At 59.7% G+C, this 26,298-nt stretch carries 25 protein-coding genes; 9 read left to right on the top strand and 16 right to left on the bottom strand.

Going from position 1 to position 26,298, the window contains the following annotated elements; translation table 11 throughout:
* Nucleotides 1-21 precede the first annotated feature (21 nt).
* The 6 genes from AC3WJW_RS10360 to AC3WJW_RS10335 form a co-directional block, all read right to left on the bottom strand.
* Nucleotides 22-1,362: a KamA family radical SAM protein gene (locus AC3WJW_RS10360; RefSeq protein ID WP_493725923.1), complete on the bottom strand. Its 1,341-nt coding sequence runs from the start codon at nt 1,360-1,362 to the stop codon at nt 22-24.
* A gap of 32 nt (nt 1,363-1,394) precedes the next feature.
* A complete protein-coding gene (gene yfcF / locus AC3WJW_RS10355) occupies nt 1,395-2,039 on the bottom strand; it encodes a glutathione transferase (RefSeq protein ID WP_493725922.1) in 645 nt (214 codons plus the stop codon).
* 232 nt (nt 2,040-2,271) lie between these two features.
* On the bottom strand, nt 2,272-2,757 hold the full coding sequence (locus AC3WJW_RS10350; protein WP_493725921.1) for a cupin domain-containing protein: 486 nt from the start codon (nt 2,755-2,757) through the stop codon (nt 2,272-2,274).
* Nucleotides 2,758-2,840: 83 nt separating this feature from the next.
* Nucleotides 2,841-3,335 (bottom strand): RidA family protein, encoded by a 495-nt coding sequence (locus AC3WJW_RS10345; RefSeq protein ID WP_046040191.1) that lies wholly within the window; start codon nt 3,333-3,335, stop codon nt 2,841-2,843.
* A 48-nt stretch (nt 3,336-3,383) separates the two neighbouring features.
* Nucleotides 3,384-4,664 (bottom strand): ATP-grasp domain-containing protein, encoded by a 1,281-nt coding sequence (locus tag AC3WJW_RS10340; protein WP_493725920.1) that lies wholly within the window; start codon nt 4,662-4,664, stop codon nt 3,384-3,386.
* Between the two features lie 42 nt (nt 4,665-4,706).
* Entirely contained in the window at nt 4,707-5,807 is a 1,101-nt protein-coding gene (locus tag AC3WJW_RS10335; protein ID WP_493725919.1) for an MFS transporter, read from the bottom strand.
* A 148-nt stretch (nt 5,808-5,955) separates the two neighbouring features.
* Here AC3WJW_RS10335 and AC3WJW_RS10330 point away from each other — a divergent pair, with 148 nt between their 5' ends.
* Nucleotides 5,956-7,374, top strand: a complete 1,419-nt coding sequence (locus AC3WJW_RS10330) for an aminotransferase-like domain-containing protein (RefSeq protein ID WP_493725918.1) — start codon at nt 5,956-5,958, stop codon at nt 7,372-7,374.
* A 560-nt stretch (nt 7,375-7,934) separates the two neighbouring features.
* Here the strand turns inward: AC3WJW_RS10330 and cyoE are convergent.
* The 5 genes from cyoE to cyoA are packed head-to-tail and all read right to left on the bottom strand — an operon-like array spanning nt 7,935 to nt 12,790.
* Entirely contained in the window at nt 7,935-8,822 is an 888-nt protein-coding gene (gene cyoE, locus AC3WJW_RS10325) for a heme o synthase (RefSeq protein ID WP_008046745.1), read from the bottom strand.
* Between the two features lie 11 nt (nt 8,823-8,833).
* Nucleotides 8,834-9,181 (bottom strand): cytochrome o ubiquinol oxidase subunit IV, encoded by a 348-nt coding sequence (gene cyoD, locus AC3WJW_RS10320; protein WP_007970373.1) that lies wholly within the window; start codon nt 9,179-9,181, stop codon nt 8,834-8,836.
* Complete coding sequence (locus tag AC3WJW_RS10315) at nt 9,182-9,808, bottom strand: cytochrome o ubiquinol oxidase subunit III (protein ID WP_102701088.1); 627 nt, start codon at nt 9,806-9,808, stop codon at nt 9,182-9,184. It abuts the gene before it with no gap.
* 3 nt (nt 9,809-9,811) lie between these two features.
* Nucleotides 9,812-11,842 (bottom strand): cytochrome o ubiquinol oxidase subunit I, encoded by a 2,031-nt coding sequence (gene cyoB / locus AC3WJW_RS10310; RefSeq protein WP_493725917.1) that lies wholly within the window; start codon nt 11,840-11,842, stop codon nt 9,812-9,814.
* A gap of 3 nt (nt 11,843-11,845) precedes the next feature.
* Nucleotides 11,846-12,790 (bottom strand): ubiquinol oxidase subunit II, encoded by a 945-nt coding sequence (gene cyoA / locus AC3WJW_RS10305; RefSeq protein ID WP_015093556.1) that lies wholly within the window; start codon nt 12,788-12,790, stop codon nt 11,846-11,848.
* A 27-nt stretch (nt 12,791-12,817) separates the two neighbouring features.
* Between cyoA and AC3WJW_RS10300 the strand changes: the two genes are divergently transcribed.
* Nucleotides 12,818-13,078: a hypothetical protein gene (locus tag AC3WJW_RS10300; protein WP_104450999.1), complete on the top strand. Its 261-nt coding sequence runs from the start codon at nt 12,818-12,820 to the stop codon at nt 13,076-13,078.
* A 551-nt stretch (nt 13,079-13,629) separates the two neighbouring features.
* Here the strand turns inward: AC3WJW_RS10300 and AC3WJW_RS10295 are convergent.
* Nucleotides 13,630-14,139: a disulfide bond formation protein B gene (locus tag AC3WJW_RS10295; RefSeq protein ID WP_007970367.1), complete on the bottom strand. Its 510-nt coding sequence runs from the start codon at nt 14,137-14,139 to the stop codon at nt 13,630-13,632.
* A gap of 202 nt (nt 14,140-14,341) precedes the next feature.
* The gene (hmpA, locus tag AC3WJW_RS10290; RefSeq protein ID WP_493725916.1) at nt 14,342-15,523 is read right to left on the bottom strand and encodes an NO-inducible flavohemoprotein; all 1,182 of its coding nucleotides are present in this window, start codon (nt 15,521-15,523) and stop codon (nt 14,342-14,344) included.
* 155 nt (nt 15,524-15,678) lie between these two features.
* On the opposite strand from hmpA, the gene norR reads away from it, so the two are divergent.
* The 4 genes from norR to AC3WJW_RS10270 all read left to right on the top strand — a co-directional run bounded on the left by norR (nt 15,679) and on the right by AC3WJW_RS10270 (nt 19,303).
* Nucleotides 15,679-17,229, top strand: coding sequence for a nitric oxide reductase transcriptional regulator NorR (norR, locus tag AC3WJW_RS10285; protein WP_493725915.1), 1,551 nt, complete (start codon nt 15,679-15,681; stop codon nt 17,227-17,229).
* A gap of 189 nt (nt 17,230-17,418) precedes the next feature.
* Entirely contained in the window at nt 17,419-18,321 is a 903-nt protein-coding gene (locus tag AC3WJW_RS10280) for a chemotaxis protein CheV (RefSeq protein WP_007970363.1), read from the top strand.
* 27 nt (nt 18,322-18,348) lie between these two features.
* The gene (locus tag AC3WJW_RS10275) at nt 18,349-18,807 is read left to right on the top strand and encodes a GNAT family N-acetyltransferase (protein ID WP_173900831.1); all 459 of its coding nucleotides are present in this window, start codon (nt 18,349-18,351) and stop codon (nt 18,805-18,807) included.
* A 172-nt stretch (nt 18,808-18,979) separates the two neighbouring features.
* Nucleotides 18,980-19,303 (top strand): hypothetical protein, encoded by a 324-nt coding sequence (locus AC3WJW_RS10270; RefSeq protein ID WP_493725914.1) that lies wholly within the window; start codon nt 18,980-18,982, stop codon nt 19,301-19,303.
* A gap of 178 nt (nt 19,304-19,481) precedes the next feature.
* Here the strand turns inward: AC3WJW_RS10270 and AC3WJW_RS10265 are convergent, their stop codons facing one another.
* Complete coding sequence (locus tag AC3WJW_RS10265; RefSeq protein ID WP_493725913.1) at nt 19,482-19,739, bottom strand: hypothetical protein; 258 nt, start codon at nt 19,737-19,739, stop codon at nt 19,482-19,484.
* Between the two features lie 199 nt (nt 19,740-19,938).
* On the opposite strand from AC3WJW_RS10265, the gene AC3WJW_RS10260 reads away from it, so the two are divergent.
* Together AC3WJW_RS10260 and AC3WJW_RS10255 are read left to right on the top strand one after the other, a co-directional pair.
* Entirely contained in the window at nt 19,939-20,913 is a 975-nt protein-coding gene (locus AC3WJW_RS10260) for a 2-hydroxyacid dehydrogenase (RefSeq protein WP_493725912.1), read from the top strand.
* A 187-nt stretch (nt 20,914-21,100) separates the two neighbouring features.
* Nucleotides 21,101-21,610, top strand: a complete 510-nt coding sequence (locus AC3WJW_RS10255) for a DUF2165 family protein (protein WP_493725911.1) — start codon at nt 21,101-21,103, stop codon at nt 21,608-21,610.
* Nucleotides 21,611-21,637: 27 nt separating this feature from the next.
* Here AC3WJW_RS10255 and AC3WJW_RS10250 read toward each other — a convergent pair whose 3' ends face one another.
* On the bottom strand, nt 21,638-22,540 hold the full coding sequence (locus tag AC3WJW_RS10250) for a DMT family transporter (protein ID WP_493725910.1): 903 nt from the start codon (nt 22,538-22,540) through the stop codon (nt 21,638-21,640).
* A gap of 151 nt (nt 22,541-22,691) precedes the next feature.
* Here AC3WJW_RS10250 and AC3WJW_RS10245 point away from each other — a divergent pair, with 151 nt between their 5' ends.
* The gene (locus AC3WJW_RS10245) at nt 22,692-23,567 is read left to right on the top strand and encodes a helix-turn-helix domain-containing protein (RefSeq protein WP_493725909.1); all 876 of its coding nucleotides are present in this window, start codon (nt 22,692-22,694) and stop codon (nt 23,565-23,567) included.
* A gap of 214 nt (nt 23,568-23,781) precedes the next feature.
* On the opposite strand, the gene AC3WJW_RS10240 is transcribed toward AC3WJW_RS10245, so the two are convergent.
* Complete coding sequence (locus AC3WJW_RS10240; protein ID WP_493725908.1) at nt 23,782-26,211, bottom strand: TonB-dependent siderophore receptor; 2,430 nt, start codon at nt 26,209-26,211, stop codon at nt 23,782-23,784.
* Nucleotides 26,212-26,298: the final 87 nt, after the last annotated feature.

The raw sequence follows: 26,298 nt of genomic DNA, 5'->3' as shown, positions 1-26,298 counted from the left end.
CCCCATTGTTCATGAATGTTCCTACGCCGTTTCCAGCAACACCGGTATCAATTCCGGCACGGCGGCGAGCTCGGTCTGAAAGAAGAACGAACGCTCGCCGAAGGCCGGTTGCAAGTCGTCGAACCAGGTCACCTGCGGATCGAAGCGCGCGTAGAACGTGCGCAACACCCATTGCGGATTGCGTGCCTGGAGGAACTGCAAGACGAAGACTTTTTCCCCCGCAACTGTCTCGATACCGTTGATCAACACCTTGCCGTAGAAGGTGCTCATGGACGGCCCGCGCACCGTTCGCGCAAGCCCCGACACCGTGCGGTACGCCGCCTGGAAGATCTCGAAGGCCCGGGCCAGCGGCATCGCGAAGTAGTGGCTGGGGCCGGTGTCACGCTCGACGAACATGTAATAAGGCACGGCCCCGAGCCGTACGCCTTCGGTCCACAGCGCGGCCCAATCGGCGGGATTTTCGTTGATGTGGCGGATCACCGGCGCCTGCATGCGCAGCGTCGCGCCCGTCGAGCGGATGCGCTCGATCGCCTGGCGGGCAATGGCCTGGCGGATCTCCACCGGGTGGTTGTAGTGGCCCATGATCGACAGGTTTTTACCCGCTGCGACGATGCGCCGGAACAGTTCCAGCAGCTCGGGCGCATCCTTGTCGCTGACAAAACGCTGCGGCCAGTACGCCACCGATTTGGTGCCGATGCGGATGCTCTTGAGGTGTGGCAATTGCAGCAGCGGCTCGATGTAACCGGCCAGCGAGCGGGTGTTCATGATCATCGGGTCGCCGCCGGTAATCAGCACATCCGTGACTTCGGTATGCACCCGCAGGTAACTGACCAGCTCCTGGGACTCTCGAGCGTTGAACTTGAGTTCTTCCTCGCCGATGAACTGCGCCCAGCGGAAACAGAAGGTGCAGTACGCGTGACAGGTCTGACCGGCGCCGGGGAAAAACAGCACGGTCTCGCGGTACTTGTGCTGGATGCCCGGGAGGACTTTGCCGTTGAGCGTGACACCGTTGTGGGTCAACTGTCCGGCCGGATGCGGGTTCATGCGCAGCCAGATCGCCTCGATCCGGCGCTTGATCGCCGCGCTGTCATCCAGTTCGATCAGTTGCTTGAGCGAGGCATATTCCTCTGGCAGCAACATGTCCTTGTGGGGGAAGGTCATGCGAAAAATAGGATCGTCCGGAATGTTGTGCCAGTCGATCAGCGTGCCCAGCACGTATTCGTTGGTGCGAAACGGCATGACCCGGGCCACCACGGTCATGGCCTCCTGCAACGCCGGCGTCAGCTTGTCCCAGTAAGGTGTGTCGCGGATGGTGCGTGAGTTATAGGGTTTGTAGCGTTCGTGCTCCGACAGTCCTTGCATGGCCGCGCTCCTGGTGGTTGCCCTGAGTGTTGTTAGGCGATGGCCGGCGCTTTGCGCTCTATGTCCATCCACGCCCGAACGCTGTCGCGGTCCCACTGGCGACGCACATAGGCCTGGAGCCGTGCAGGCACCGGGTCGCCGTTGGCAACCAGGCGGTTGAGCATGATTGCCAGGTCGGTGTCGGCAATGCTCCAGTCCCCGAACAGATGCTCGGCGCCCTCCTCCAGCAAATGGTCGGCGACGAACAACAGGCGCTCGACGGCGGCTTGGGCCTCGTCGGACAGCGCGGTGTTTTTCTTGCCGAAGTACACCAGGTCAAACGGGCGTTCCTTGCGCACCACCAGCAAGTCGCTGCGCAACCAGGCCTGCAATTGACGGGCGCGGGCGCGCTGCTGGAGGCCCTGCGGATAGAGTTTTTTATGCCCCGGGCAGAGTTCATCGAGGTACTCGGCAATCGCCGAGGATTCCGACAAGGCAAAATCGTCGTGAACTAAGGTTGGAATCTTGCAGGTCAGCGAAAGATTACGATAACTCGCCCTATAGTTTTCGCGTGATTTCAGATCAACCGTGACAAGTTCAAATGAAAGTTGCTTTTCCTTGAGCGCGACAAATGCCGACATCGCAAAAGCACTGACATGATCGGCGCCGACACACAGTTTGAGCTTCCTGTTTTCCATAGAGCACTCCATTCACTGACTGCAGGGATTAACGTGCATTGGAAGTGATCGTAGTTAGTTGAATGAAGGCTGAATAGATACAGAATTTGTCCGTTTCAATCGATACAGAAAGTTGTTTTCTACCGGCAGACACGCAGCCAAAAGCGCTGCAAACGGGAATACAGGGGCAGGCCTGTAAAACAAAAAAAGGGAGCCAACGAAGGTTGGCTCCCTGGGTTGATGCGTTGGGAAATTACGGCTGGGTGGTGATCAGGCCATGGCTGTCGGCAAAGTTCGAGAGCAGTGCCATTTGTGGCATGTTGCTCATGTTCAGCATCGCCAGAGGCTCGTGTTTGCTGGTGTTGACGAAGCCATGCCGGGTCCAGGCCGGCACCAGCAGCACGTCGCCGCTGTTGACGTCGACCGCATCGGCATCGCCTAGGGTCAGCACGCCGCTGCCACACTGGATAACGAACAGATGCCACCAGGAATGGGCATGACCGTTGAGCGTCACACCGGGGTTCAGCCATTGCATGGCGATCGCCATCCCGGGCGTCACTGCACAGCCGTCAATGCTCTTGTCGTGAGCCAAGGCGACAATATCCACGTCGCGGGCCTCAAGGGTCTGACGCATACCCGCCAGTTCGGTGCCTTTCCACACCTTGGCACTTTGCTGTCGATGATGCAGGCTCTGACGAAAGTCTTTATATGAAAAAAACGCACCTTGAAAGTTATCCATTCGCACGTCCTTTCTTTTTATTTCCCACACTTTAGCGCTAAACCTTAAGTTATAGGTTCAGCGCTGTAAAGTCTGGAAATAATTTACAAAACCGATGGGCGCAAGGCAGCAATCATGTCCACTTCTATCGCGGCATTCTTGGGTAATTGATAAACACCGACTGTAGTGCGCGTATGTTTACCGGCATCACCCAACACGTGGCTGAACACATCCGAGGCGCCGTTGGCCACTTCGCTCAAGTCGACAAAATCCGCCGTGGACTTCACATAGACCGTTACCCGGATCAATGACTTGATCTTGTCCAGCGAACCGATGGCATCGACGATCAACGCCAGCCCGCGCATCGCACTGATGCTGGCGGCCGCTTGCGCATCGGCCATGCTGAGGTCCAGCCCGACGCGGCCGGGGTAATGGATCTTGCCGTTCATGCGTGGCACCAGGCCGCTGATGTACAGCTCATCGTGATGACGGATCAGCGGCGCGTAATGCCCGCCTGCGGTGTTTTCGCCGTAGATGTCATAGCCAAACTCTTTGGCCAGGGCGATGAAGCGTTCATCGCAGGTCATGTGCTGGATCATTGATCGAACCCTCTTGATCGGTAATGCAAAAAACAGGTGCTTGCGGGCTCAGCACACGGCGCGGGTGGCCGGTGCCAGGCTAGTCACCTCAATGCGTGACTCAATCGACTCGGCCAGGCGCAACAGGTCGTTGCTCAGTTGCCCGTAGTGTTCGTTGAACAATACGATGTGGCCGATGAATGAGAAGTTGTCTTTGACCAGCGCGCTGACCGAGTCGCCGATACGCTTGGCGTACTGCCCTTCCACCAGGTCGATGCGCAGTGCGCGGGCCAGGACCTCGATGTCTGGCGTTGCCCGCAGGATGCCGCCGGCCGGCGCCCGGAGCAGGCGAATGCCGCAGTAGCCGCGAGCCACTGGCTCATGCTGCTCGGTCTTGCCTTCCACCGCCCAGCGCACCCAGCGTTCCCACGGATCGAAATCGACGAAGGCGCGCTTGGCCAGGTCCCAGATATGCATGCCGCCGGGACGCATGTTGGTTTCCACGGCGCTGGTCAGGTTGTCGCGGCGCAGGAACACTTCGTTGTGCCAGGCACCGTTGTCCAGGGACACCAGACCCGCCATATGCCGACCGGCTGCCATCAAGCGTGCCTGGACCTCAGCCGGCAGCGGTGCGGGGACGACTTGCTGGATCTCTGCGCGGTAGGCACCTTCGGTGGTGGTTTTTTCAGTCACCCAGGTGCTGCCGGCCACAGAGTCCCAGCTGTATTCGCGGGCGTTCTGCACCAGTTCTTCAAGGACGATGCCGCCTTCGCGGTAGGGCTTGAGGGCGAGCCAGGCGTCATCGCACTCCGAAGGGTGATGGATCACGCGACAGCCTCGGCTCGCCCCTTCGCAGGCTGGCTTGATGAAGGCCTTGCCGCCCAGTTCGACGACGCGCTGGCGCAGTTCCGGCAGGCTTTCGACCCGCACGGAAAACACCGGCCGGTATTCTTCAGGGGAGGTGCTGGCAGTTGCTTCGAGCCGGCGAAAGATCTGCTTGTCCAGGCCCGCCCGCGCTTCGTCCGGGGTAATGCCCGGCAGGCCGAAGTGACTGGCCAGCGCTGCACCGAGCAGCACGCCGCGATCGGAGAACGGCAGTACGCCGATCAGCTTCCAGCTGTCGGCATTCAGGCACCCCACCACCAGCTCAAGGGACGCCGCCACGTCTTTCTCGGCCAGCGAAGTGCTGCAGACGTGATCGGCCACCTGGTCGTCATGGGGCTGAATCTTCTCGACCAGCAGGATGAGCCGGGCGTTGTAGAGCGACTTGCACAGCTCGCGCAATTTCTGGATGTCGTGAACCCGATTGCCGTTGTAACCGACCACTACCACGCATGAAGTCGTATTCATAATGCCCCCGACCTGCAAAGTGAAAACCGCAACGGCGCTGACTCAGTCATGCAACGACGCATTGGATTTACGGTTGAGCCAGTACCAGGCCAGGATCCCGCCGGCGCCGATGGCGGCGAGGACCAGCGCGTTGTACGGCGCCGGCACCACTCGCATGATCAACACGGTCAGCCCGGCCCCCACACCCAGGGACACTTCCTTGACGAACATGTTGTTTTGCTTGACCGAGAAGTAATCGAGGTAGCTGAAGGCGCATTCGGCGATCGACAGCAACGCCACCCAGATCAGCGCCCCGACAAGGGTTTCGACGTGGAACGCGGCTGGCGAAGACAACACGGCAAAGCCGCCGACGATGATCCCGATCACCGCCACGACTTTGAAGCGCCCGGTGCGCTCGATCAGCTTCATCACCGGCACCTGGGCGAACACCACCACGGCGCTGTTGAGGATCAGCATCAGGCCGTACCAGGCCGGCAGCTCGCCGGTCTTGAGCAGGATCGCCTGGGGCAGGATCGAGAACACTCCGAACAACTTGATGCCCATGATGATCCCGGCGATCACCCACGGCAGTTTGTTGCCCCAGTTGCTGCCGAGCTGGCTGGCCGGACGGGCCAGCACCGGTTCAGTGGTGAAGGTCGCGCCGAGGGCGATCGGCAGGCACAGCAACACGAACGCCGCCGCACCGAGGAAAAACATCGTTGGCGTGAGCAGTGGCGACAGCAGGATCAAACCGGCCACCAGGCTGCCCATGTTCATGGCCACGCGGTTGTAGGCCGCGCCTTCCTTGGTCTGGGCCGCTTCGCTCTTGATCAGGTAACCGGCAATGGCAATGCCATAGGCAAACAGTGCGGCAGCAGACATCACCATGCCTTGATTGCTGGTCAGTGCCAGCAATACCAGGCCGAGCCCGGCACACAGCAGCGTGACGCTCAGGGAGCGGCGCCCAAGCAGCAGTAAAGTCAGGGGCAACAACAGCAACAAGGCGCGATATCCGAGGGCCAGAATGCTGTTGGTGGCCGTGTCGAGCCAGACGTTGGCCTTGCCCAGCACCGCGAACAGCGAGACAGCGGTGATGATCCGGATCGTGAATAACCGCAGGTTAATGACCGGCTTGGCCACCGCGACCGTTGTTTCGACACTCATGCAGCACCTCAGGAACCGGATGAACGCCCGCCAACAAAGGCCGACATTCAGAAAAGTCTGTAAGGGCATGGTAGAGAGAGAGGCTTGTCCTGATCAGGGCAAGTTCGTATAGAATCCAACGAACTTTACTGCCGGAGAGACCAGTAAAATGCAGGTTCAACGTGCAGTCATCAAAGCCATTGAATTCCAGCCCGGCGTGCCGTTGGTGCAGCAGATCGTCGATCAGCTGACCCAGGCGATCAGCACCGGTGGCCTGCCCCACGGCGCCAAGCTGCCGCCGATTCGCGAACTCTCCGACTTGATGAACGTGGGCAAATCCACGGTAGTCGATGCGCTGGACCGCTTGCGCGCCAAGGGGCTGGTGGTGTCGCGCCAGGGCTCGGGGCATTACGTGCATCGCTCCGAAGCGGCGCTGAAAAGTGGCACCGGCCCGGACCTGCAACCCCAGGACACCCTGAGCGTGGTACGCCGCGCACTGCTGCTGGACAACGGCGCACTGCGCCCCGGCTGCGGTTTCCTGCCGACCTCCTGGCTGCCCGCCGAAGAATTGCAGAAAGCCGTGCGCGGCACCCTGCGAGCGACCTCGTTGCGCATGGGCGAGTACGGCGTGGCCGGTGGTTACGTGCCGTTGCGCCAGGCCTTGCGGGTCAAACTGGCGACCTTCGGCATCGAAGCGCCGGTGGACCAGATCATCACCACCGCCAACACCATGCAGGCCATCGACCTGCTGATGCGCCTGCTGGTCAAACCCGGCGACACCGTACTGCTCGATGATCCGTGCTACTTCAACATGCACGCCAACCTGGCGCTGCACGGGGCCAAAGTCATCACCATCGCCCGGGATTGCGACGGCATGGACCTCGACGCCCTTGAGCAACTGCTGATCGCCCACAAACCCGTGCTGTACATGACCAACAGCACACTGCACAACCCCACCGGCCACTCGTTCACCCCGGCCCAGGTCTACCGCTTGCTGGAACTGAGCCACCGCCATGGCTTCCACATCGTCGAAGACGATCTGTACTGCGACATCCAGCAACGCCGCACCCCGCGCCTGGCAGCCAGCGGGCTGGACAATGTGAGTTACGTCTCCGGCTTCTCCAAGACCCTGACCGCCAACAGCCGCGTCAGCTACACCGTGCTCTCACCACAACTGGCGGCGCGGATGGTCGCGCTGAAAATGGCCTGCGGTGGCGTGACCTCGGAACTGGCGGAGCAGATCACCTGCACCATGCTCAGCGACGGCAGCTACGCCAAGCATGCTCGGCGCACGGTGGACCGGCTGTATGAATCCAACAGCCGCGTGGCCGGTTGGTTGGCGGAGGCCGGGTGTTCGCTATCCTCGCTACCCGGTGAAGGCGTGTTTATCTGGGCGCGGTTGCCGGATGGATTGCATGCCGAGAACCTGGCACGACAAGGGCTGGAAAACAACATGGTATTGGCACCGGGCACCTTGCTGAGCAAAGGGCCGAATGCCAGTCAGTTCCTGCGTTTCAATGTGGCGCACAGCGACAGTCTGCAGGTGCGGGATCGCTTTTTCCGCTTGCTCGACACACCACACAAATAAAGTCTCTCCTCCCCCTGTAGGAGCTGCCGAAGGCTGCGATCTTTTGATCTTGATTTTGGGCTGAGCCGAGATTGCCAGGATCAAAAGATCGCAGCCTTCGGCAGCTCCTACAGGGTGATGTGTTGTTTTCCTGGTATGTGTCGCCACCAGATCGCTACGATTGCCCCCCCCTGCTGATGCACGCTAACTTCGCCCGGTCGCTGCCAATTCAGCGACCGGGCCTGAGAACTCGAACACGACGCAGGAACAATTGGAGTTCTCCTTATGCATACTGGTTCGCGACTCCGACCGGCACGCTCTCTCCATTTTTTCTTAAGCAGATTCGCGAACCGGCTCGATCCCACAATCAAATCAGCGTCGAGCAAATAGCCCCTGTAGGAGCTGCCGCAGGCTGCGATCTTTTGATTTTCAGCGATGTCAGTTCCGCCAAAGGTCAAGATCAAAAGATCGCAGCCTGCGGCAGCTCCTACAGGGGGGTTGGTGCTGTACTCAAAATTGGCTCCAACAAAAAGCCCCGCTCTTCTCTCGAAGGCGGGGCTTTTCAATTCAGCATCCGACGCTTAAGGCGCGTACGTCAGCAGCAACTCGGTCGGCACTTTGAAGTCCAGGGACATCATCACGCTCAACGCGGTAATGGTGAAGATCGAGAACACGAACAGCTTGCGTGCCCAGACCGTGTCATCCACTGCCTTGTAGCCGGTCCAGGCCATGTACAGCCAGTACATGCCCATGGCCGCGGCGACGGCGAGGTAGCTCATGCCGGCGTAGCCGCTGAAGGTCAGCATCAAGGTCGCCACGAGGAAGGCCAGGATGTAGATCAGGATGTGCTTCTTGGCCACCTGGATGCCGCGCTTCACTGGCAGCACCGGAATCGATGCGGCCAGGTAATCGTTGAAGCGGAAGATCGCGATGGCGTAGGAATGCGGCATCTGCCACAGGCTGAACATCACCAGCAGGGTCAGCGCGGCCATGTCGAAGGTGTTGCTTACTGCGACGTAGCCAATCACCGGCGGCATGGCGCCCGACAGACTGCCCACCAGCGTGCCGTGAACCGACTTGCGCTTGAGGTACAGGCTGTAGAAGCCGACGTAGATGACGAAGCCGATCACCGCGAACAGCGCGGCCAACGGGTTGGCCACCTTGTACAACAGGGCAACGCCGGCGACCCCCAGGACGGTCGCATAGATCAGGGCCAGTTTCAGGGAGATCAGGCCCTGGACCAGCACGCGGTTCTTGGTGCGCTCCATCTTGATGTCGATGTCGCGGTCGATGCAGTTGTTGAACACGCAACCGGAGGCAACCACCAGGGACGTGCCGATCATGGCGGCCAGGAAGATGGCCAGATCGACATGCCCTTTGGAGGCCAGGAAAAATCCGCCTGCCACAGAAAGCACGTTACCGAAAATGATCCCCGGTTTGGTGATTTGGATAAAGTGCTTAAGGGACATGCGGATCTACCTCACTTCGCCATCATGAACGTGTGGATGCTGAACATGATCCACAGCGACAAGCCAACCAGCAGGACAATCACGATCGCGGCGAAGACAAACGCAATCACGTTGTTACGCTGCGCGGCCGAACGGTCCAGGTGCAGGAAGTACACCAGGTGCACCAGCACCTGGATGACGGCGAACGCGACGACGATCATCAGGGTGATCGACTTCGGCAGCGTCGGGTACATCACCAGACCGAACGGGATCAGGGTCAGGATCACCGACAGGATGAAGCCGATGGCGTAGGACTTGACGCTGCCGTGACCGGCATCGTGGCTGTCATGGCCATTGTGGGAATGAGCTGCGTTAGCCATTTACATAGTCCCCATCAGATAAACAACGGTGAATACGCAGATCCACACGACGTCCAGGAAGTGCCAGAACAGGCTCAGGCAGCTCAGACGGGTCTTGTTGGTCGCCGTCAGGCCGTTTTTCTGCACCTGATACATCATGATCGCCATCCAGATCAGACCGCTGGTCACGTGCAGACCGTGGGTGCCGACCAGGGTGAAGAACCCGGACAGGAAGCCGGAACGGCTAGGGCCGTAGCCTTCGGAGATCAGTACGTGGAACTCGTTGATCTCCATGCCGATGAAGCCGGCACCGAACAGGAAGGTCATGGCCAGCCAGCCCAGGACCTGCTTCTTGTTGCCACGGAAGAACGCCAGCATGGCGAAGCCGTAGGTGATCGAACTGAACAGCAGCAGAGCGGTTTCGCCCAGTACGTATGGCAGTTCGAAGATGTCGTGGCCCGACGGGCCACCCGCTACGTTATTAACCAGTACCGCGTACGCCGCGAAGATCGACGCAAACAGAATGCAGTCGGTCATCAGGTAGAGCCAGAAACCGTATACGGTCATCTCGCCCGAGTCGTGGTGATGGTCATCATGCCCATGTCCATCGACATGGGTGTGTCCAGCATTGGTCACTAAGTTCGACATGGTTTAAGCCTGTTCCAACGAGGTTTCAACACGGGTGGCGGTGGCCGGGATTTTCCCTGCCGCAACCAGACGCTTGTGCTGCTCGGCTTCGATGCGCTCGATCACGTCGACCGGCACCATATAGCCTTGATCATCACGGGCCGCGTGGATCACGAAGTAGATCACGGTGCCAGCCAGGCTCGCGATTGCCAGCCACCAGATGTGCCAGATCATCGCGAAACCGAACACGGTCAGCAGCGCGCCCATCACCACACCGGTCGCGGTGTTGTTTGGCATGTGGATCGGCTCGTACCTGGCAGGAACCTTGTACGCGGTGCCGTTTTCCTTGGCTTCGGTGAACGGGTCGACAACGTCGGCTTTAGGCAGCACAGCGAAGTTGTAGAACGGAGGTGGCGACGAGGTCGACCATTCCAGGGTGTGTGCATTCCACGGGTCGCCGTGTTCGCACATGTTTTCCGGCTTGTTGCGGTCACGCACGCTGACGTACAGCTGGATCAGCTGGCAAGCGATACCCACGGCGATCATCACCGCACCGATCATGGCGACGTACAGGTACGGTACCCACTCAGGGTTGGTGGTGGCGTTCAGACGACGGGTCATGCCCATGAAGCCCAGTGCATAGAGCGGCATGAACGCGACGAAGAAGCCCGAGATCCAGAACCAGAATGCAGCCTTGCCCCAGCCTTCGTGCAGCTTGAAGCCGAACGCTTTAGGGAAGTAGAACGCGAAACCTGCGATGTAACCGAATACCGCACCGCCGATGATCACGTTGTGGAAGTGTGCGATCACGAACAGGCTGTTGTGCAGAACGAAGTCGGCACCCGGGATGGCCAGCAGTACGCCGGTCATGCCGCCGATGGCGAAGGTCACCATGAAGCCCAGGGTCCACAGCACCTGGCTGGTGAAACGCAGACGGCCCTGGTAGATGGTGAACAGCCAGTTGAACAGTTTCACACCCGTCGGGATGGAAATCAGCATCGTCGCCAGACCGAAGAAGGCGTTGACGCTGGCACCCGAACCCATGGTGAAGAAGTGGTGCAGCCAAACCATGAAGCCCAGGATCGAGATCGCGCCCGATGCGTAGATCATCGAGTGGTGGCCGAACAGTTTCTTGCCGGTGAAGGTCGAGATGACTTCGGAGAAGATACCGAACGCTGGCAGGATCAGGATGTACACCTCAGGGTGACCCCAGGCCCAGAACAGGTTCACGTACATCATCGGATTGCCACCAAGTTCATTGGTGAAAATGTGGAAATCCATGTAACGGTCAAGCGTCAGCAGCGCCAGGGTGGCGGTCAGGATCGGGAACGAAGCCACGATCAGGACGTTGGCCCAGGTGCAGGTCCAGGTGAAGATCGGCATGTCCATCAGCTTCATGCCAGGGGTACGCATTTTCAGCACGGTGGCCAGGAAGTTGACCCCCGTCAGTGTCGTACCCAGACCCGATAGCTGTAGCGCCCAGATGTAGTAGTCCATCCCCACGCCAGGGCTGTATTGCAGGCCCGACAGCGGCGGATAGGCAACCCAGCCGGTCTTGGCGAATTCGCCGACGCCCAGGGACAGGTTGATCAGCACCACGCCGGAAACCAGCAGCCAGAAGCTCAGGGAGTTCAGGAACGGGAAGGCAACGTCACGCGCGCCGATCTGCAGCGGCACTGCAAGGTTCATCAGGCCGGTGAAGAATGGCATCGCCATGAAGATGATCATGATCACACCGTGAGCGGTGAAGATCTGGTCATAGTGTTCCGGTGGCAGGTAGCCAGGCGAACCCTCGGTGGCCATGGCCAGCTGGGTACGCATCATGATGGCGTCGGCAAAACCGCGCAGCAGCATGACCATGGCGACGATGATGTACATCACGCCGATTTTCTTGTGGTCGACCGACGTCAGCCACTCGGTCCACAGGTAGGTCCACTTCTTGAAGTAGGTGATTGCAGCGAACAGCGCCAGACCACCGAGCGCGATCATGGCGATGGTCACCATTACGATCGGCTCGTGGAACGGGACCGCTTCCCAACTTAATTTACCAAACATCGTTTACTCCTCTGCCCCGGCAGCTGAATGCGCGTTCATGTCCATTCCTTGCGTAGCGGCCACTTCTTTCTCTTCTTTCTCGTGCTTCACTTTCGGACCCGGTTTCATGCCTTCGTACTTGTCGACGATGGTCTGGAACAGGTTCGGCGTCACCGAGGAGTAGAGCTCGACTGGGTTGTTCTGGCTCTGCTTGGCAAGGGCTGCGTATTCAGCTTGTTCAAGCTGTTTAGGTGCCTTTTTGACTTCACTTACCCAGGCGTCGAATTCTTCCTGGGAAGTGGCGATCGCCTTGAATTTCATACCGGTGAAACCCGCGCCGCTGTAGTTGGCGGAGATACCGTCCATCTCAGCGTTTTCGTTGGCGATCAGGTGCAGCTTGGTCTGCATGCCCGCCATCGCGTAGATCTGGCCACCCAGCGCAGGGATGAAGAACGAGTTCATCACGGCGTCAGAGGTAATGCGGAAGTTGATCGGGGTGTGCGCCGGGAACACGATCTTGTTGACCGTGGCGATGCCTTGTTCCGGGTAGATGAACAGCCACTTCCAGTCCAGCGCGACCACTTCGATGGTCACCGGCTTCACGTCGGATTCCAGCGGCTTGTACGGGTCAAGGGCGTGGGTCGACTTGTAGGTGACGTAACCCAGGGCAATGATGATCAGCACTGGAACGGCCCACACCGCGATCTCGATCTTGGTGGAGTGGTTCCATTTCGGGGTGTAGGTGGCGTTGGTGTTGGACGCGCGGTATTTCCAGGCGAACAGGAAGGTCATGACGATGACCGGAACCACGACCAACAGCATCAGCAGCGTTGCGGTGATGATCAGGTTTCGCTCGTCCAGACCGACCTGGCCCTTGGGATTGAGCAAGGTCATGTTGCAGCCTGACAGCAACAACGTGCCGATCAGCGGCAATAAGCCTAGTAGTCTGGGGTACCTGTTTTTACTCATCTCACGACCTCTAAAGCAGCTTGCGCAATGCAGTTGGGTTTTGATCGCCAACACTTCACCCTGCCAAGGGTTGGCATTTTTCTTGGATTGAATAAGGGCATGCCCGTCGTGCGTCAGACGCTGTACGACAAATCCCGGGCCTGCGGTGAGTTCTTATTCGAATTCGTGGTCAAAGGCCTTGTTACAGACCAATTCCATTTGGTGCGGGTAGTTGGAGGCTCCGACACCTGGGCATCGCATGAAGCCACCAGACCTCTCGACACCCTGTTTCTGCTCATACCTGGTTAAGATTTGAGCAGCGTCGGGAATTCAGTGCGGGCGATTGTAGATATGTAGCGTTTTATAAACCATGTCTCATCCCGAAATAATTTTTATCCGAACCGGCAACAATCATTCACCGTTTTCGCAAAAGTGGCGCATCTTATCGAAATTGATTCTCAACAAAAACACCAAAATAAGTAGGTCTTCCGCCCACAGTTCAGACAGTATCGGGGGCCTCCCTGCTGCCCTTTACCTTGCCAAAGGCCCGATACGACGGGGGCTCAGGCCAATCGTAAGCCCCTGTTAAAACTGCCTGTTCGGGTCCGGGACGGAAAAAACCGGGAGCCTGCAAAACAGCCCAATTTCGTTACGATTCCATGTGCCAATCCGGCTTCCATGAACGCCCTGCGACACTGACTCTGTGACAACATGTCGCACATGTGTCGCACCCTTGGCTGCCCCACATCAGGGTCTTTTTACCTGGGCTCTGGAATGCGCTCCTCAACACAAAAAAAGCCCCGCTCCTCTCTGCAAGGAACGGGGCTTTTTTGTCCGACAATGGATGGCGGCCGATGACCTCAGCGCAGTGCTTTGCGGTTACGCGACGTCAACAGCGGCACCAGCACCACGATCAGTACGAAAGCCACCAGCGCCCACTGCGCCAGCGACAAACCGAGGATCGGCGGGTATGGCGTGGAGCAGAAACCATCGACCTGGAAACCCAGCGGGAAGATCTTCGCCAGCGGCAAATCATCGACAATCGGTTGCAGCACATCGATGCCGCAGCTGACCGCCGGATAGAACTGCGTATAGACGTGGTGCCCGGCAACGCCTGCGCCTGCCAGCGCGCAGATCACCACCAGGGTTTCGAACACCGTGATGCTGCGACGGTTGCGCATGGCCGCGCCGATGAAGGCGAAGATCGCGATCAGCAGCAACGCATAACGTTGCAGGATGCACAGCGGGCAAGGCGCCTCGCCCAGGACAATTTGCATGTACAGCGCGCCGCCGATCAACGCCAGGCAAATGATGCCCAACAACACCAGGTAGCGCCGTTCACGCCCCAACCGCATGGATTCATCGCTCATCGCGTTTCCCTTCAAGATTCGAGTGCCCGCCAGTCTACACGCTGGCCCGGACCTTTGAGAGTCTGGAGCATGTCCGGGGGATTCGGGGGGAATAGACGACAAGACGGTTAAGGAGGGATTAACTTTAAAAGATCGCAGCCTCCGGCAGCTCCTACATCGGAATGGATTGCATCCTGTAGGAGCTGCCGAAGGCTGCGATCTTTTACTCCAGCGCCGCTGCCGGCCCGAAGAACTCATAGCGGCTTTGCTTCTCCGGCACACCCAGTGCCTTGAGATGGCGCTTGATGGACGCCATGAAACCTTTCGGCCCCAGGAAGTAAACATCCAGGTCACGCTGCTCCGGCAGCCACGCATTCAACTGCTGCTGGCTCAACAAACCGACCTTGTGCGCCGCCGGGCTCACGCCGTCGTCCTCGGAATAGCAGTAGAAACGCTTGAGTTGCGGGTGACGCTCGGCCAGGCCATCGATCCAGTCGCGGAAGGCATGCACACTGCCGTTGCGCGCACAGTGGATGAAATGCACTGGCCGCCGGGTTTCCAGCGCCGCTTCGAGCATCGCCAGGGTCGGGGTGATGCCGACGCCGCCGCTGATCAGTACCAATGGTTTGTCGCTGGCGGTGAGGGTGAACTCGCCCGATGGCGGGAACAACTGGATGCTGGCGCCGACATGCATCTGGTCATGCAGGTAGTTGGAAGCGCGACCACCGGCTTCACGTTTGACGCTGATGCGGTACTGGCCTTTGTTCGCCAGCGCCGACAACGAGTAGTTACGACGGATCTCTTCACCGTCGAGGATCAGTTTCATGCCGATGTACTGGCCGGGTTCTGCCGTCAGGATCGGGCCTTTGTCGGCGGGTTCGAAGTAGAACGACGTGATCTCGGCGCTCTCCTCGACCTTGTCCACCACGATGAACTCCCGCGCCCCGCGCCAGCCGCCGTGGGCCTGTTCTTTTTGGTCGTAAACGCTGGCTTCGGCACCGATCAGGATGTCCGCCAGCTGGCCGTAGGCCGCGCCCCAGGCCGCGATCACTTCAGGGGTGGCGATCTCTTCGCCCAATACTTCGGCAATGGCCCGCAGCAGGCAGCTGCCGACAATCGGATAGTGCTCAGGCAGGATCTGCAGGGCCACGTGCTTGTTGATGATCTTGGCCACCAGGTCGCCCAACTGGTCGAGCTGGTCGATATGGCGCGCGTACATCAATACGCCGTTGGCCAAGGCACGCGGCTGGTCACCGCTGGCCTGGTGGGCCTGGTTGAACAGCGGGCGGACTTGCGGGTATTCGGAGAGCATCATGCGGTAGAAGTGCGTGATCAGCGCCTCACCACCGCTTTCAAGCAGCGGTACGGTGGATTTGACGATGGCACGGTCTTGAGCGCTCAGCATAAGGTGACTCCTGATCTCTTGGGTTGCTAACGGATTACCCTATGCGTATCAGCTTTCGTGCCAACTATTTAATCGTTAAAAATCAATAAGTTAATAACGCAATAGTCATTTCGACACTATCTGCTTTATAGTCATACCGACTACACGGAGTCACTATGACTGCAAAACCACTGCTCACCGCCTTGCTGCCCCTGGTCTCCGACCTGTCCCGCGAACTGCCCGAGGGCGAGCGTTATCGCCGCCTGCTGGAAGCCATGCGCGCCCTGCTCCCGTGCGATGCCGCCGCCCTGCTGCGCCTCGATGGCGAATGGCTGGTGCCACTGGCCGTCGACGGCTTGAGTACCGACACCCTCGGTCGGCGCTTCAAGGTCAGTGAGCACCCGCGTTTCGCGGCGCTGCTCGGCAGCCCCGGCCCGACCCGTTTCGCTGCCGACAGCGACTTGCCTGATCCCTATGACGGCCTGGTCGACGGTCTGGATGATCATCTGGAGGTCCACGACTGCATGGGTTGCCCCTTGTTCATCGACGAGCGCCCATGGGGTCTGCTGACCCTCGACGCCCTCGACCCGGAACGCTTCGAACCGATCGAACTGGATGCCCTGCAAGCCTTCGCCAGCCTCGCCGCCGCCACGGTCAACGCCGCCGAACGCATCGAGCGGTTGAACAACCGGGTCGAAGATGAGCATCAGCGCGCCGAGGTCTACCGCCAGGCCAGCGGCCAGCAGAATCGCGAGATGATTGGCCAGAGCAAGGCCCACAAGCGTCTGGTCGAAGAAATCAGCCTGGTAGGCGGCAGCGACCTGACCGTGCTGATCACCGGCGAAACCGGGGTCGGCAAGGAGTTGGTGGCCCAGGCCATCCATGCCGCCTCGCCGCGCGCCGACAAACCGATCATCAGCCTCAACTGCGCCGCGTTGCCCGACACCTTGGTGGAAAGCGAGTTGTTCGGCCATGTCCGCGGCGCCTTTACCGGGGCGATGAACGACCGCCGTGGCAAGTTCGAGCTGGCCAATGGCGGCACGCTGTTCCTCGATGAAGTCGGTGAGTTGTCGTTGACCGTGCAGGCCAAGCTGTTGCGCGTGTTGCAGAGCGGTCAATTGCAGCGACTGGGTTCGGACCAGGAGCATCAGGTCGACGTGCGCCTGATCGCGGCGACCAACCGCGACCTCGCCGAGGAAGTGCGCAGCGGTCGTTACCGTGCCGACTTCTACCATCGCCTCAGCGTTTACCCGCTGCTGGTGCCTGCCCTGCGCGATCGCGGGCGCGATGTGCTGCTGCTCAGCGGTTACTTCCTCGAGCAGAACCGCTCGCGCATGGGCCTCAACAGCCTGCGCCTGAACAGCGACGCCCAGGCCGCGCTATTGGCCTACGACTGGCCCGGCAACGTGCGCGAGCTTGAACATTTGATCGGCCGCAGCGCCTTGAAAGCCCTGGGCAATTGCAAGGAACGGCCGAAGATTCTCAGCCTGAGCGCAGCCGACCTGGACTTGCCCAACGCCAGCGTTGAAACCGCCACCGAGCAACCTGTCGCCACCGTCACCCAAGCGTCGACCGGCGATTTGCGTGAGGCCACCGAGCGTTATCAGCGTCAAATGATCGGTGCCTGCCTGGAACGGCACAACAACAATTGGGCGAGCGCCGCCCGTGAGCTAGGCTTGGATCGGGCGAACCTGGGGCGGATGGCCAAGCGGTTGGGGATGAAATAAGCAAAGATTGCAGCCTCCGGCAGCTCCTACAGGGATCACATTTCTCTGTAGGAGCTGCCGCAGGCTGCGATCTTTTGATCTGCCCTTGAGTCATTGAAACTAAAGACTGCCCCCGACAAGTCGATAACCCGGCATCGAAGTCATGGCGATCCCGGGATTGCCCGTCACCTTTTTCCAGAGAAGGTTCATATGTCCTCCACCAAAGCCCGCGCAGACTCACTTTCGCTTCTGCTGTTTACCCTGCGCAGCGGCAAGCTGATGGCGATCAACCTGCTCAAGGTCAGTGAGATCATTCCCTGCCCGCCGCTGACCCGGCTGCCGGAGTCACACCCCCACGTCAAAGGCATCGCCACCCTGCGCGGTGCATCGCTGTCGGTGATCGACCTCAGCCGCGCCATCGGCGAGCGCCCGCTGGAAGATCCGAACGGCGGCTGCCTGATCGTCACGGATGTCAGCCGCTCCAAGCAGGGCCTGCACGTGCAGGCCGTGAGCAAGATCGTCCATTGCCTGACCACCGACATCCGCCCGCCGCCCTTCGGCTCCGGAGGTTTGCGCGCCTACATCACCGGCGTGACGTCGGTCGATGGCACCCTGGTACAGGTACTGGACATCGAAAAAGTCATCCACGGCATCGCCCCGGCACAAATCGAAATGGCGCCGACAGAACTGAGCATGGAAGACGCCGAATTGCTCGGCAACGCGCGCATCCTGGTGGTCGACGACAGCCAGGTCGCCTTGCAGCAATCGGTGCACACCCTGCGTAACCTTGGCCTGCAATGCCATACCGCCCGCAGCGCCAAGGAAGCCATCGATTGCCTGCTGGATCTGCAAGGCACCGCGCAGCAGATCAACCTGATCGTCTCGGACATCGAAATGTCCGAGATGGACGGCTACGCCTTCACCCGCACCCTGCGGGAAACCCCGGACTTCGCGCATCTTTATGTCTTGCTGCACACGTCGCTGGACAGTGCGATGAACGCCGAGAAAGCACGGCTGGCGGGGGCGAACGCGGTGCTGACCAAGTTCTCTTCGCCGGAATTGACCCAGTGCCTGATCACTGCGGCCAAGGCTGTCGCTGAACAGGGTTACTGAGCCTTGGCCGAGGACTTTTGCTGGCTGATGCGGCGCGACCTCACTGAAGTCGTGCCGTCACCCGATTGGCCAGCCGGCCTGCAACTGAGCGAATACCATCCCGAAATCGGCGCAGCCGTGCACCGGTTGATGGAGTTCGGTTACCTGGAAGGTGGCGGTCGCGTGGCAGCGCTGGACATGTGGCAATGGCAGTTTGAAAACGACCCGGAATATGACCCGGCGCTGTGCTTCATCGCCCGGGATGCCGAAGGCATTGTTGGCGTGTGCCAGTGCTGGACCAGCGCCTACATCAAGAACCTGGTGGTGCATCCACGGTTTCAGGGCCGGGGCTTGGGGCGTGCCTTGTTGTTACAGGCGTTCAAAGTGTTCCAGCAGCGGCGTGAAGGATGTGTGGATCTGAAGGTGCTGGAAGACAACCACCGGGCGCGGCGATTGTATGAAAGTGTCGGGATGCGTGCCGTTCGCCGGGAGCCGGTACCAGACTGATACGCCGCCATCGCGAGCAGGCTCGCTCCCACAGGTTACCCGTCGTACACAAAATCTGTGGCCACACTCGACCACTGTGGGAGCGAGCTTGCTCGCGATGGGGCCTGCACAACCACTTCAAAACCTTCAGGCATACTCACCTTTCGGCCACAGCCCCAAGGACGCCTGAACCATGAAAGCAGCAACACTGACTTTTCTCTGCCTCACCGCCCTCGCCTCTCAGGCCCACGCCTCCAGCCCCGACGCCTGGGCTGCCTACGACAAGGCCGTACTTGCCAGTTGCACCAAGGCCAGCGGCCTGAAGAACAGCAAACCGGTCGGAAACGCCGCACAGTTCGATGACCGGGTTGGCTATACCGCGCTCCTGCTCCAGGGCCAGTACCCGCAAAAGCACATGAAAGGTGCACAAGGCACCGAGCTGTGCCTCTACAACAAAAAGAGCAAAACCGCGTACGTCACCGAATGGGACTCCATCCGCCCCGCCAAGGCCAATTGAGTGGCGCACATTTCGTTGCGGGCAGCTTGATCAAAAACTTGTGCTACCGCGCGATGGCCCCATCGCGAGCAGGCTCGCTCCCACGATGAATCTTCAGTGAACATGGAATTTGTGTACGACACAGATCCACTGTGGGAGCGAGCCTGCTCGCGATGACGGCAGGCCAGTCACTGGAATTTCAGCGCTTGCCCATCGACCGACGAGTTCCCGGCGGTGCCATGCCCGGCGTCTTGGTGTGGCCGTTCTTGGCGCCGTTCTTGTACCACGGCTGGTTCGAGCCTTTGGCTGCCGCCAATTCGCCCGGCTTGAACGGGAACTTGAATGCCGGGATTTCGGCTTTGGTTTCGCTGTCGGCGCTGGAGTCGACGCTGTCTGGCAGCTCTGCCTGCACGTCGTTCTGGACGTCGGCGACCGGCGGTTGTTTCGGGGAAGTCATGAAAGCTCCGGGTGATGCATGAAATGTCGGGCCCGGTAAATGAGCCGCGAAAGATCGCAGTATAACGGAACGGCAGCGACAAGCTTCAAGCGACAAGCTTCAAGTTAAAAGCGATGGGGGCAGCTTTTAAACTTGCAGCTTGCCGCGTGAAACTTGTAGCTTGCTAAGCATTCTTCACCGCCCGACGAGCCCGCCTCTCATGAAAAAGACTGTCCTGGCCTTCAGCCGCGTCACCCCGGCAATGGTCGAACGCCTGCAACAGGATTTCGACGTCATCGTGCCGAATCCGAAAAACGGCGACATCAACGCCCAGTTCAACGAAGCCCTGCCCCACGCCCACGGCCTGATCGGCGTCGGTCGCAAACTCGGCCGCGCCCAATTGGAAAACGCCGCCAGGCTGGAAGTGGTGTCCAGCGTCTCGGTGGGCTACGACAACTATGACCTGGCCTACTTCAACGAACGCGGAATCATGCTGACCAATACGCCGGACGTGCTCACCGAAAGCACCGCCGACCTGGCGTTCGCGCTGTTGATGAGCAGCGCACGTCGCGTCGCCGAATTGGATGCCTGGACCAAGGCCGGGCAATGGCAGGCCACTGTCGGTGCGCAGCTGTTCGGTTGCGATGTGCATGGCAAGACCCTGGGCATTGTCGGCATGGGCAATATCGGTGCGGCCATCGCCCGACGCGGTCGCCTGGGCTTCAACATGCCGGTCATCTACAGCGGCAACAGTCGCAAGACCGGGCTGGAACAGGAACTCGGCGCGCAGTTTCGCAGCCTCGATCAATTGCTGGCCGAAGCTGATTTCGTCTGTCTGGTGGTGCCGCTCAGCGAGAAAACCAGACACTTGATCAGCCATCGTGAACTGGCGCTGATGAAGCCGAGCGCGATCCTGGTGAATATTTCCCGTGGTCCAGTGGTGGATGAGCCGGCGCTGATCGAAGCGCTGCAAAACAACCGCATCCGTGGTGCCGGGCTGGACGTATACGAAAAGGAACCGTTGGCCGAGTCGCCACTGTTCCAGCTGAAAAATGCCGTGACCTTGCCGCACATCGGCTCGGCCACCCATGAGACCCGCGATGCCATGGCCAACCGTGCCCTGGCCAACTTGCGCAGCGCCCTGTTGGGCGAGCGCCCGCAGGATCTGGTCAATCCGCAAGTCTGGAAGGGTTGAAAAAAAGGGCAGGCGTTATTTGCGCCTGCCCTTTAATGCAAAGAATAAAACAATATCACTCTCAACCTGTCATAAAACTTCCTGAATACACACCCTGCAATTCAGTCAATAAACAAACAACAAAACAACCCGCTAGACTCTCCTTACTTTTCCAGGAACAACGAAAACAATAAAGGAGATCACCACCTTGAACCAACTTACGACAAGTAAAATCATACGCTTCAGCAAAGCAACACTGATGTTATCCATTAGCTTTTTTGGATTGCTGGTGATGTACAGCAACTTTACAGACTACGCAAGCAACTACGAAAGCATCAGCAACATCCTGAGCATGGAGAGCACAGGTGACGACGGGAGATACAGCTACAGGGCCGTTACCTCGCACATGTTCCACCACCGTATCTACTGGCTCATCATTACACTCGAGGTTATCTACACGATCTTCTTCATGATCGGAACCTGTTTTCTTTATAAAAACATGAACAGCAGCGCTGAAGAATTTCACGAGGCCAAAAAGCCCGCGATCATTGGATTACTCATTGCACTCTTGCTTTACTATGTCGGCTTCCAGGTTATCGGCGTGGAATGGTTCAACATGGACCAATCCCAAGCCTGGAGTTACAAAGACTGGACCCGGCATATTGTCGACTTCATACTTCCGCTGCTGATTTACATTGCGATCAGAGTCGAGGACTGAAGGCTTCAGCGCTCGATGAAAGTCATCTCAAGCGAGCTTGCCACTCTCCTGTACCAAGCGTGGTTTGGGGTTGCGAAACACCAGTACGTTACCCGACATCACCAATACCAGCCCCAACAGCGCCGGCATCGTCCACTGATAACCCTCGGCGAACGCCGAGACATTTAGCGCCACCACTGGGAACAGCACAGTGCAGTAGGCAGCACGTTCCGGCCCCATGCGGCCGACAAGGGTCAGGTAGGCAGTGAAACCGATCACCGATCCCGGAATCACCAGGTACAACAGTGAGCCGATATAACGCGCGCTCATTTCCATGTCGAAGGGAATGCCTTTGACCAGGCACCACACCGAGAGCATCGCCGCCCCATAGGCCATGCCCCAGGCATTGGTGGTCAGCGGCTTGAGACCGGCCTTCTGTTGCAGGCTTGAGAGCATGTTGCCCGCCGAGAAACACAAGGTGCCGCACAAGGCCAGACCAAGGCCGAGCAAGGTTTCCGGGCTGGCGCTATGCCCGGCCAGTTCCGGCCAGAACAGCAGTCCCAGCCCAAGCAGGCCCAGCGCACCGCCCATGAGCACGTTGCGGGCGATTCTCTGGCCGAAGAACACCCGCGCGTTGAGGGCATTCCACAGGGTGGCGGTGGAAAACACGACGGCCACCAGACCGCTGGGGATCCACTGGCTCGCGGTGAGGAAGCACATGAAGTTGACGCAGAACAGGCACAGGCCCTGAGCCAGGCAAATCAGGTGCCCGCGACGGTTCATCACTTGCAGGCGCCGACTGAGCAACAGGATCACGAACAGCACCAGCGCGGCGAGGCCGAAGCGATAGACGATCGACACGGGAATCGCTACCACGCCCAGTTGCCATTTCAAGGCAATCCAGGTGGTGCCCCAGATCAGCACGGTCAGCAGGTACAAAGAAAGGTTCATGGCAAAGGCTCCTCGATAGGTGCCCAGTGTCTGGCGCCACGCCTGGACGCACTTGCATAAACTTGCGCTTTTGTCTGGCGACAGGCTGGCAGGCGCACGTCTACGGAGTAGGATGCAGGGCGTTGGATGCTGGTGTTAGAGAGCAACGATCATGGCTGCACTGGATACCCTACAAGTCTTTCAAGCCCTCAACCGCTCGCCGAATGCTCGTCTGGAGCACAGCGCCGAGCTGGGTGACGGCTTGTCTGCAGCCTTGTGGAGCAATCACCACGACGCCCAGGAATACGAAGCGCCCAGCCATCACACGTTGTCCTGTTACATAGCCGGCGGCACCGGCACCTTCCGTCGCGACAAGCCCGGCAACAAGGGCGGCCCGGACAAACTGTGCATCCTGCCGGCCGACCACCAGTCAGGCTGGGTGATCAACGGCGACATCCGTCTGGCACACCTGTACTTCAGCCCCGAACAATTTGCCCTCGGCTGCGTCACCCTGCTTGATCGCGAGCCACGGGAAATGCAACTGCGCGAACAGACCTTTCTCGATGACCCGCAGCAGGCGCTGCGCTTTCGGCAGTTGATCCGTTTGAACTGGGACGAGCCGGGCGAGCGCCTGCTGACCAGCAGCCTGGCCCACGAACTGCTCAGCCATGCCCTGCTCAGCCAGGTCAACGCCCGGCAAGGCCTGCGCCTCAAAGGTGGATTGGCCGCGCATCAGCGCCGGCACCTGGTGGAGTACATCGACAGCCATCTGGACGAGGCCATCAGCCTCGGTCAGTTGGCGGCCTTGTGCGCGTTGTCGGAGTACCACTTCGCGCGGATGTTCCGCGAGAGCTTCGGCTTGCCGCCCCACCAGTACCTGCTGGCGCGGCGCCTGAACCGGGCGCGGGAATTGCTGCGCACGACCTCGCAGCCACTGGGGGAGATTGCGCTGGCTTGCGGCTTCTCCAGTGCCAGCCACTTCACCAACCGCTTTCGCCAGGCATTAGGTGCAACGCCCGGCGAGTATCGACAGGCTTTTTTGCGCTAGGACATTGCAATCCCCCTGTAGGAGCTGCCGCAGGCTGCGATCTTTTAACCCGCCACAGCAAGATCAAAAGATCGCAGCCTTCGGCAGCTCCTACATTAAAACTCCAGCTGCGATCTTTTAACCCACCTCAGATCCCCTGTAGGAGCTGCCGCAGGCTGCGATCTTTACCTGCCACAGCAAGATCAAAAGATCGCAGCCTTCGGCAGCTCCTACATCAGAACTCCAGGGTGCTGGATAACGTTACCTGCCGCGAATCCCCCATGGAAACAAAGAACCGGCTCGCCGCCGAGGTGTAGTAGGTGCGGTCGAACAGGTTCTTCACGTTGAGCTGAAACTTGACCCTCTGCCCGTCGACCTGGGTGTCGTAAGTGGCGAACGCATCGGCCACGGTGTAGCTCGGCAGGTCGAAATCGTTCACCGCGTTGCCTGCTCGCTCCCCCACATAACGCGCCCCGGCACCGACCCGCAGCTGATCACCGCCAATGACGCTGCCGAAGTCATAGACCGCCGACAACGAGCCGCTGTTCTTCGCTACGTTTTGCAGTTGATTACCCTTGTAAACCGGGTCTTCGGTGACTTCGGCATCGGTGTAGGCGTAGCTGCCGATCATGCTCCAGCGATCGGTGAGCTGACCGCTCAAGTCCACTTCCAGGCCACGGGAGCGCACTTCGCCAGCGGCGCTGTAGATCGTGGTCGGGCCTTCGGCGTTGGCCACCAGCACATTGCGCTTCTTGATGTCGAACAGCGCGATGTTGCCGGTGACGCGACCTGGCAAATCAAGTTTGGCCCCCAACTCCCAGGACTTGGCTTCTTCCGGCGCGATGCCGCCGTCAAGCACGGTACTGCTGCCGCTCAACGGTGCGATGGTCGAGTTGGGTTTGAACGACTCGGTGTAGCTGCCGTAGAACGACAAGGCATCGGTGTACTTGTACACCAGGCCCGCGCGCGGCACCCATTTCTGCCCGTTGCCGTCGGTGTTGGCGTGGAACGGCACGCCTTTGCCGGCGTACTGGTCGTACGCCTGGAAACGCGCGCCGGCCACCAGAATCCATTGCTCATTGAGGTGGATGGAATCCTGCAGGAAGGCCGAGTCGCTGCGCAGTTCATCGGTCTGCGCACTGTCGGCCGGGCTGACAGTGGTGCCCGGCACTTCCTGGCCATAGATCGGGTTCACGTAGCTGAACTGGGTGCGGCTTTTCTGACGGATCAGGTCTTCGCGATAGATCTTGCGGTATTCGTCGTCGATGCCGAACAGCAGGTCGTGCTGCAGGCCGAGCACATTCACATTGCCTTCGAGGCTGACGGTGGTGAATCGGTCGGTGCTGATCGCGTTTTGAGTACCGTCCATGCTACGGGTCAGGGTGCCCTTTTTAGTGTCGATGGCGGTCACGCGCACCTGGCTGGCGTCGTAGGTTTCGCGGTTCCAGCTGTAGCCGAAATGGGCTTTCCAGTTGTCGTTGAGTTCGTGATCGGCCTCGAAGTGATAGAGGTCAGAACGCCCTTCCATGTTGTTGAACGGCTCGTCGAGACGCTCGTTGCGCGAGATGTCCAGCGGGTGGTTGGTCCGTGGATCGATCAGCGTGCCGCGGTCGAACGGCGTGAGGAATTCGCGGTGCTCATAGGCGAACAGCAGCTGGGTGCTTTCGCCGTACCAGGCCACCGACGGCGCAATCAGGCTTTCACGATGCACGCCGAAGTTGCGCCAGTAATCTTCGTCTTCATAGTCCAGCACCATGCGGTAGGCCAGCCCGGAATCGCCGAGGGCGCCGGTGCTGTCGAGAGTGCCGCCGCTGCCGTTTTTGCCGTTGCCATAGCTCGAACCGCGCGCAGTCAGCGCGTTGTACTGCTCAAGTTCGGGCTTCTTGCTGACCATGTTGACCACGCCGCCCGGATCCTGGATGCCGTAGAGCAACGAAGCCGGGCCCTTGAGCACTTCGACCCGATCCACACTGGCGTTGAGGCCACGGCCCTGCACGATCGGCATGCCGTCGCGCATGATCGAGCCGTTACGGTTGTCGCCGAAACCGCGAACCATCACCGAGTCCTGGGTGCTGCCCAGGGTATTGGCCTGGGTGATACCGCTGACGTTGGCCAGGGCGTCATCGAGATTGCGCGGCGCCTGATCGCGGATCACCTGGGCCGGGACGACATTGATGGTCTGCGGGATGTCTTGAATCGGGGCCGAAGAGCGCATCACCGAAGAGGTCGGTGGCGGCTGGTAGCTCATGGAATCATCCATCACCGAGGTGATGGTGGTCGCGCCCAGGTTCAACGCCCCTTCAGTCGGCCGCGGTTCCAGCGCCATGGTATGGCCGTCGGTGCGGCGGAACGTCAATCCCGAGCCGGTGAGCAGACGTTGCAGGGCCTGTTCGGCGCTCATCTGGCCATTGACCGCCGGCGCATTGAGGCCGTACGGCGCTTCATCGGTATAGACGACGCTGATGCCGGTTACCCGGCTGAAATCACTCAGGGCCTGGGGCAGCGGTTTGGCGGCCAGCGAGAAACTGAACTGCGCACGCGACTGGCTGCTGCCCGACTCTGCGGCCAGCGCCAGGCCAAGCGGCAACAACGCCGATGCCGAAAAGCTCAACGCAGACACACCCAACCATTGTTTGACCGAACCCGACTTTGCCCTGGACTTCATGACTCATGACCTGTGTAGAACCGCAACGGATGCGAATGACTCGCAGTTTCAGTCACTACACGGATGGCGCTCGGGTTTACCTCACAA

It is taken from the genome of Pseudomonas sp. GW821-FHT07G06 (assembly GCF_058986625.1).
Note: the sequence above shows the minus strand (reverse complement) of the source record. Positions and strands in the feature narration are given on the sequence as shown.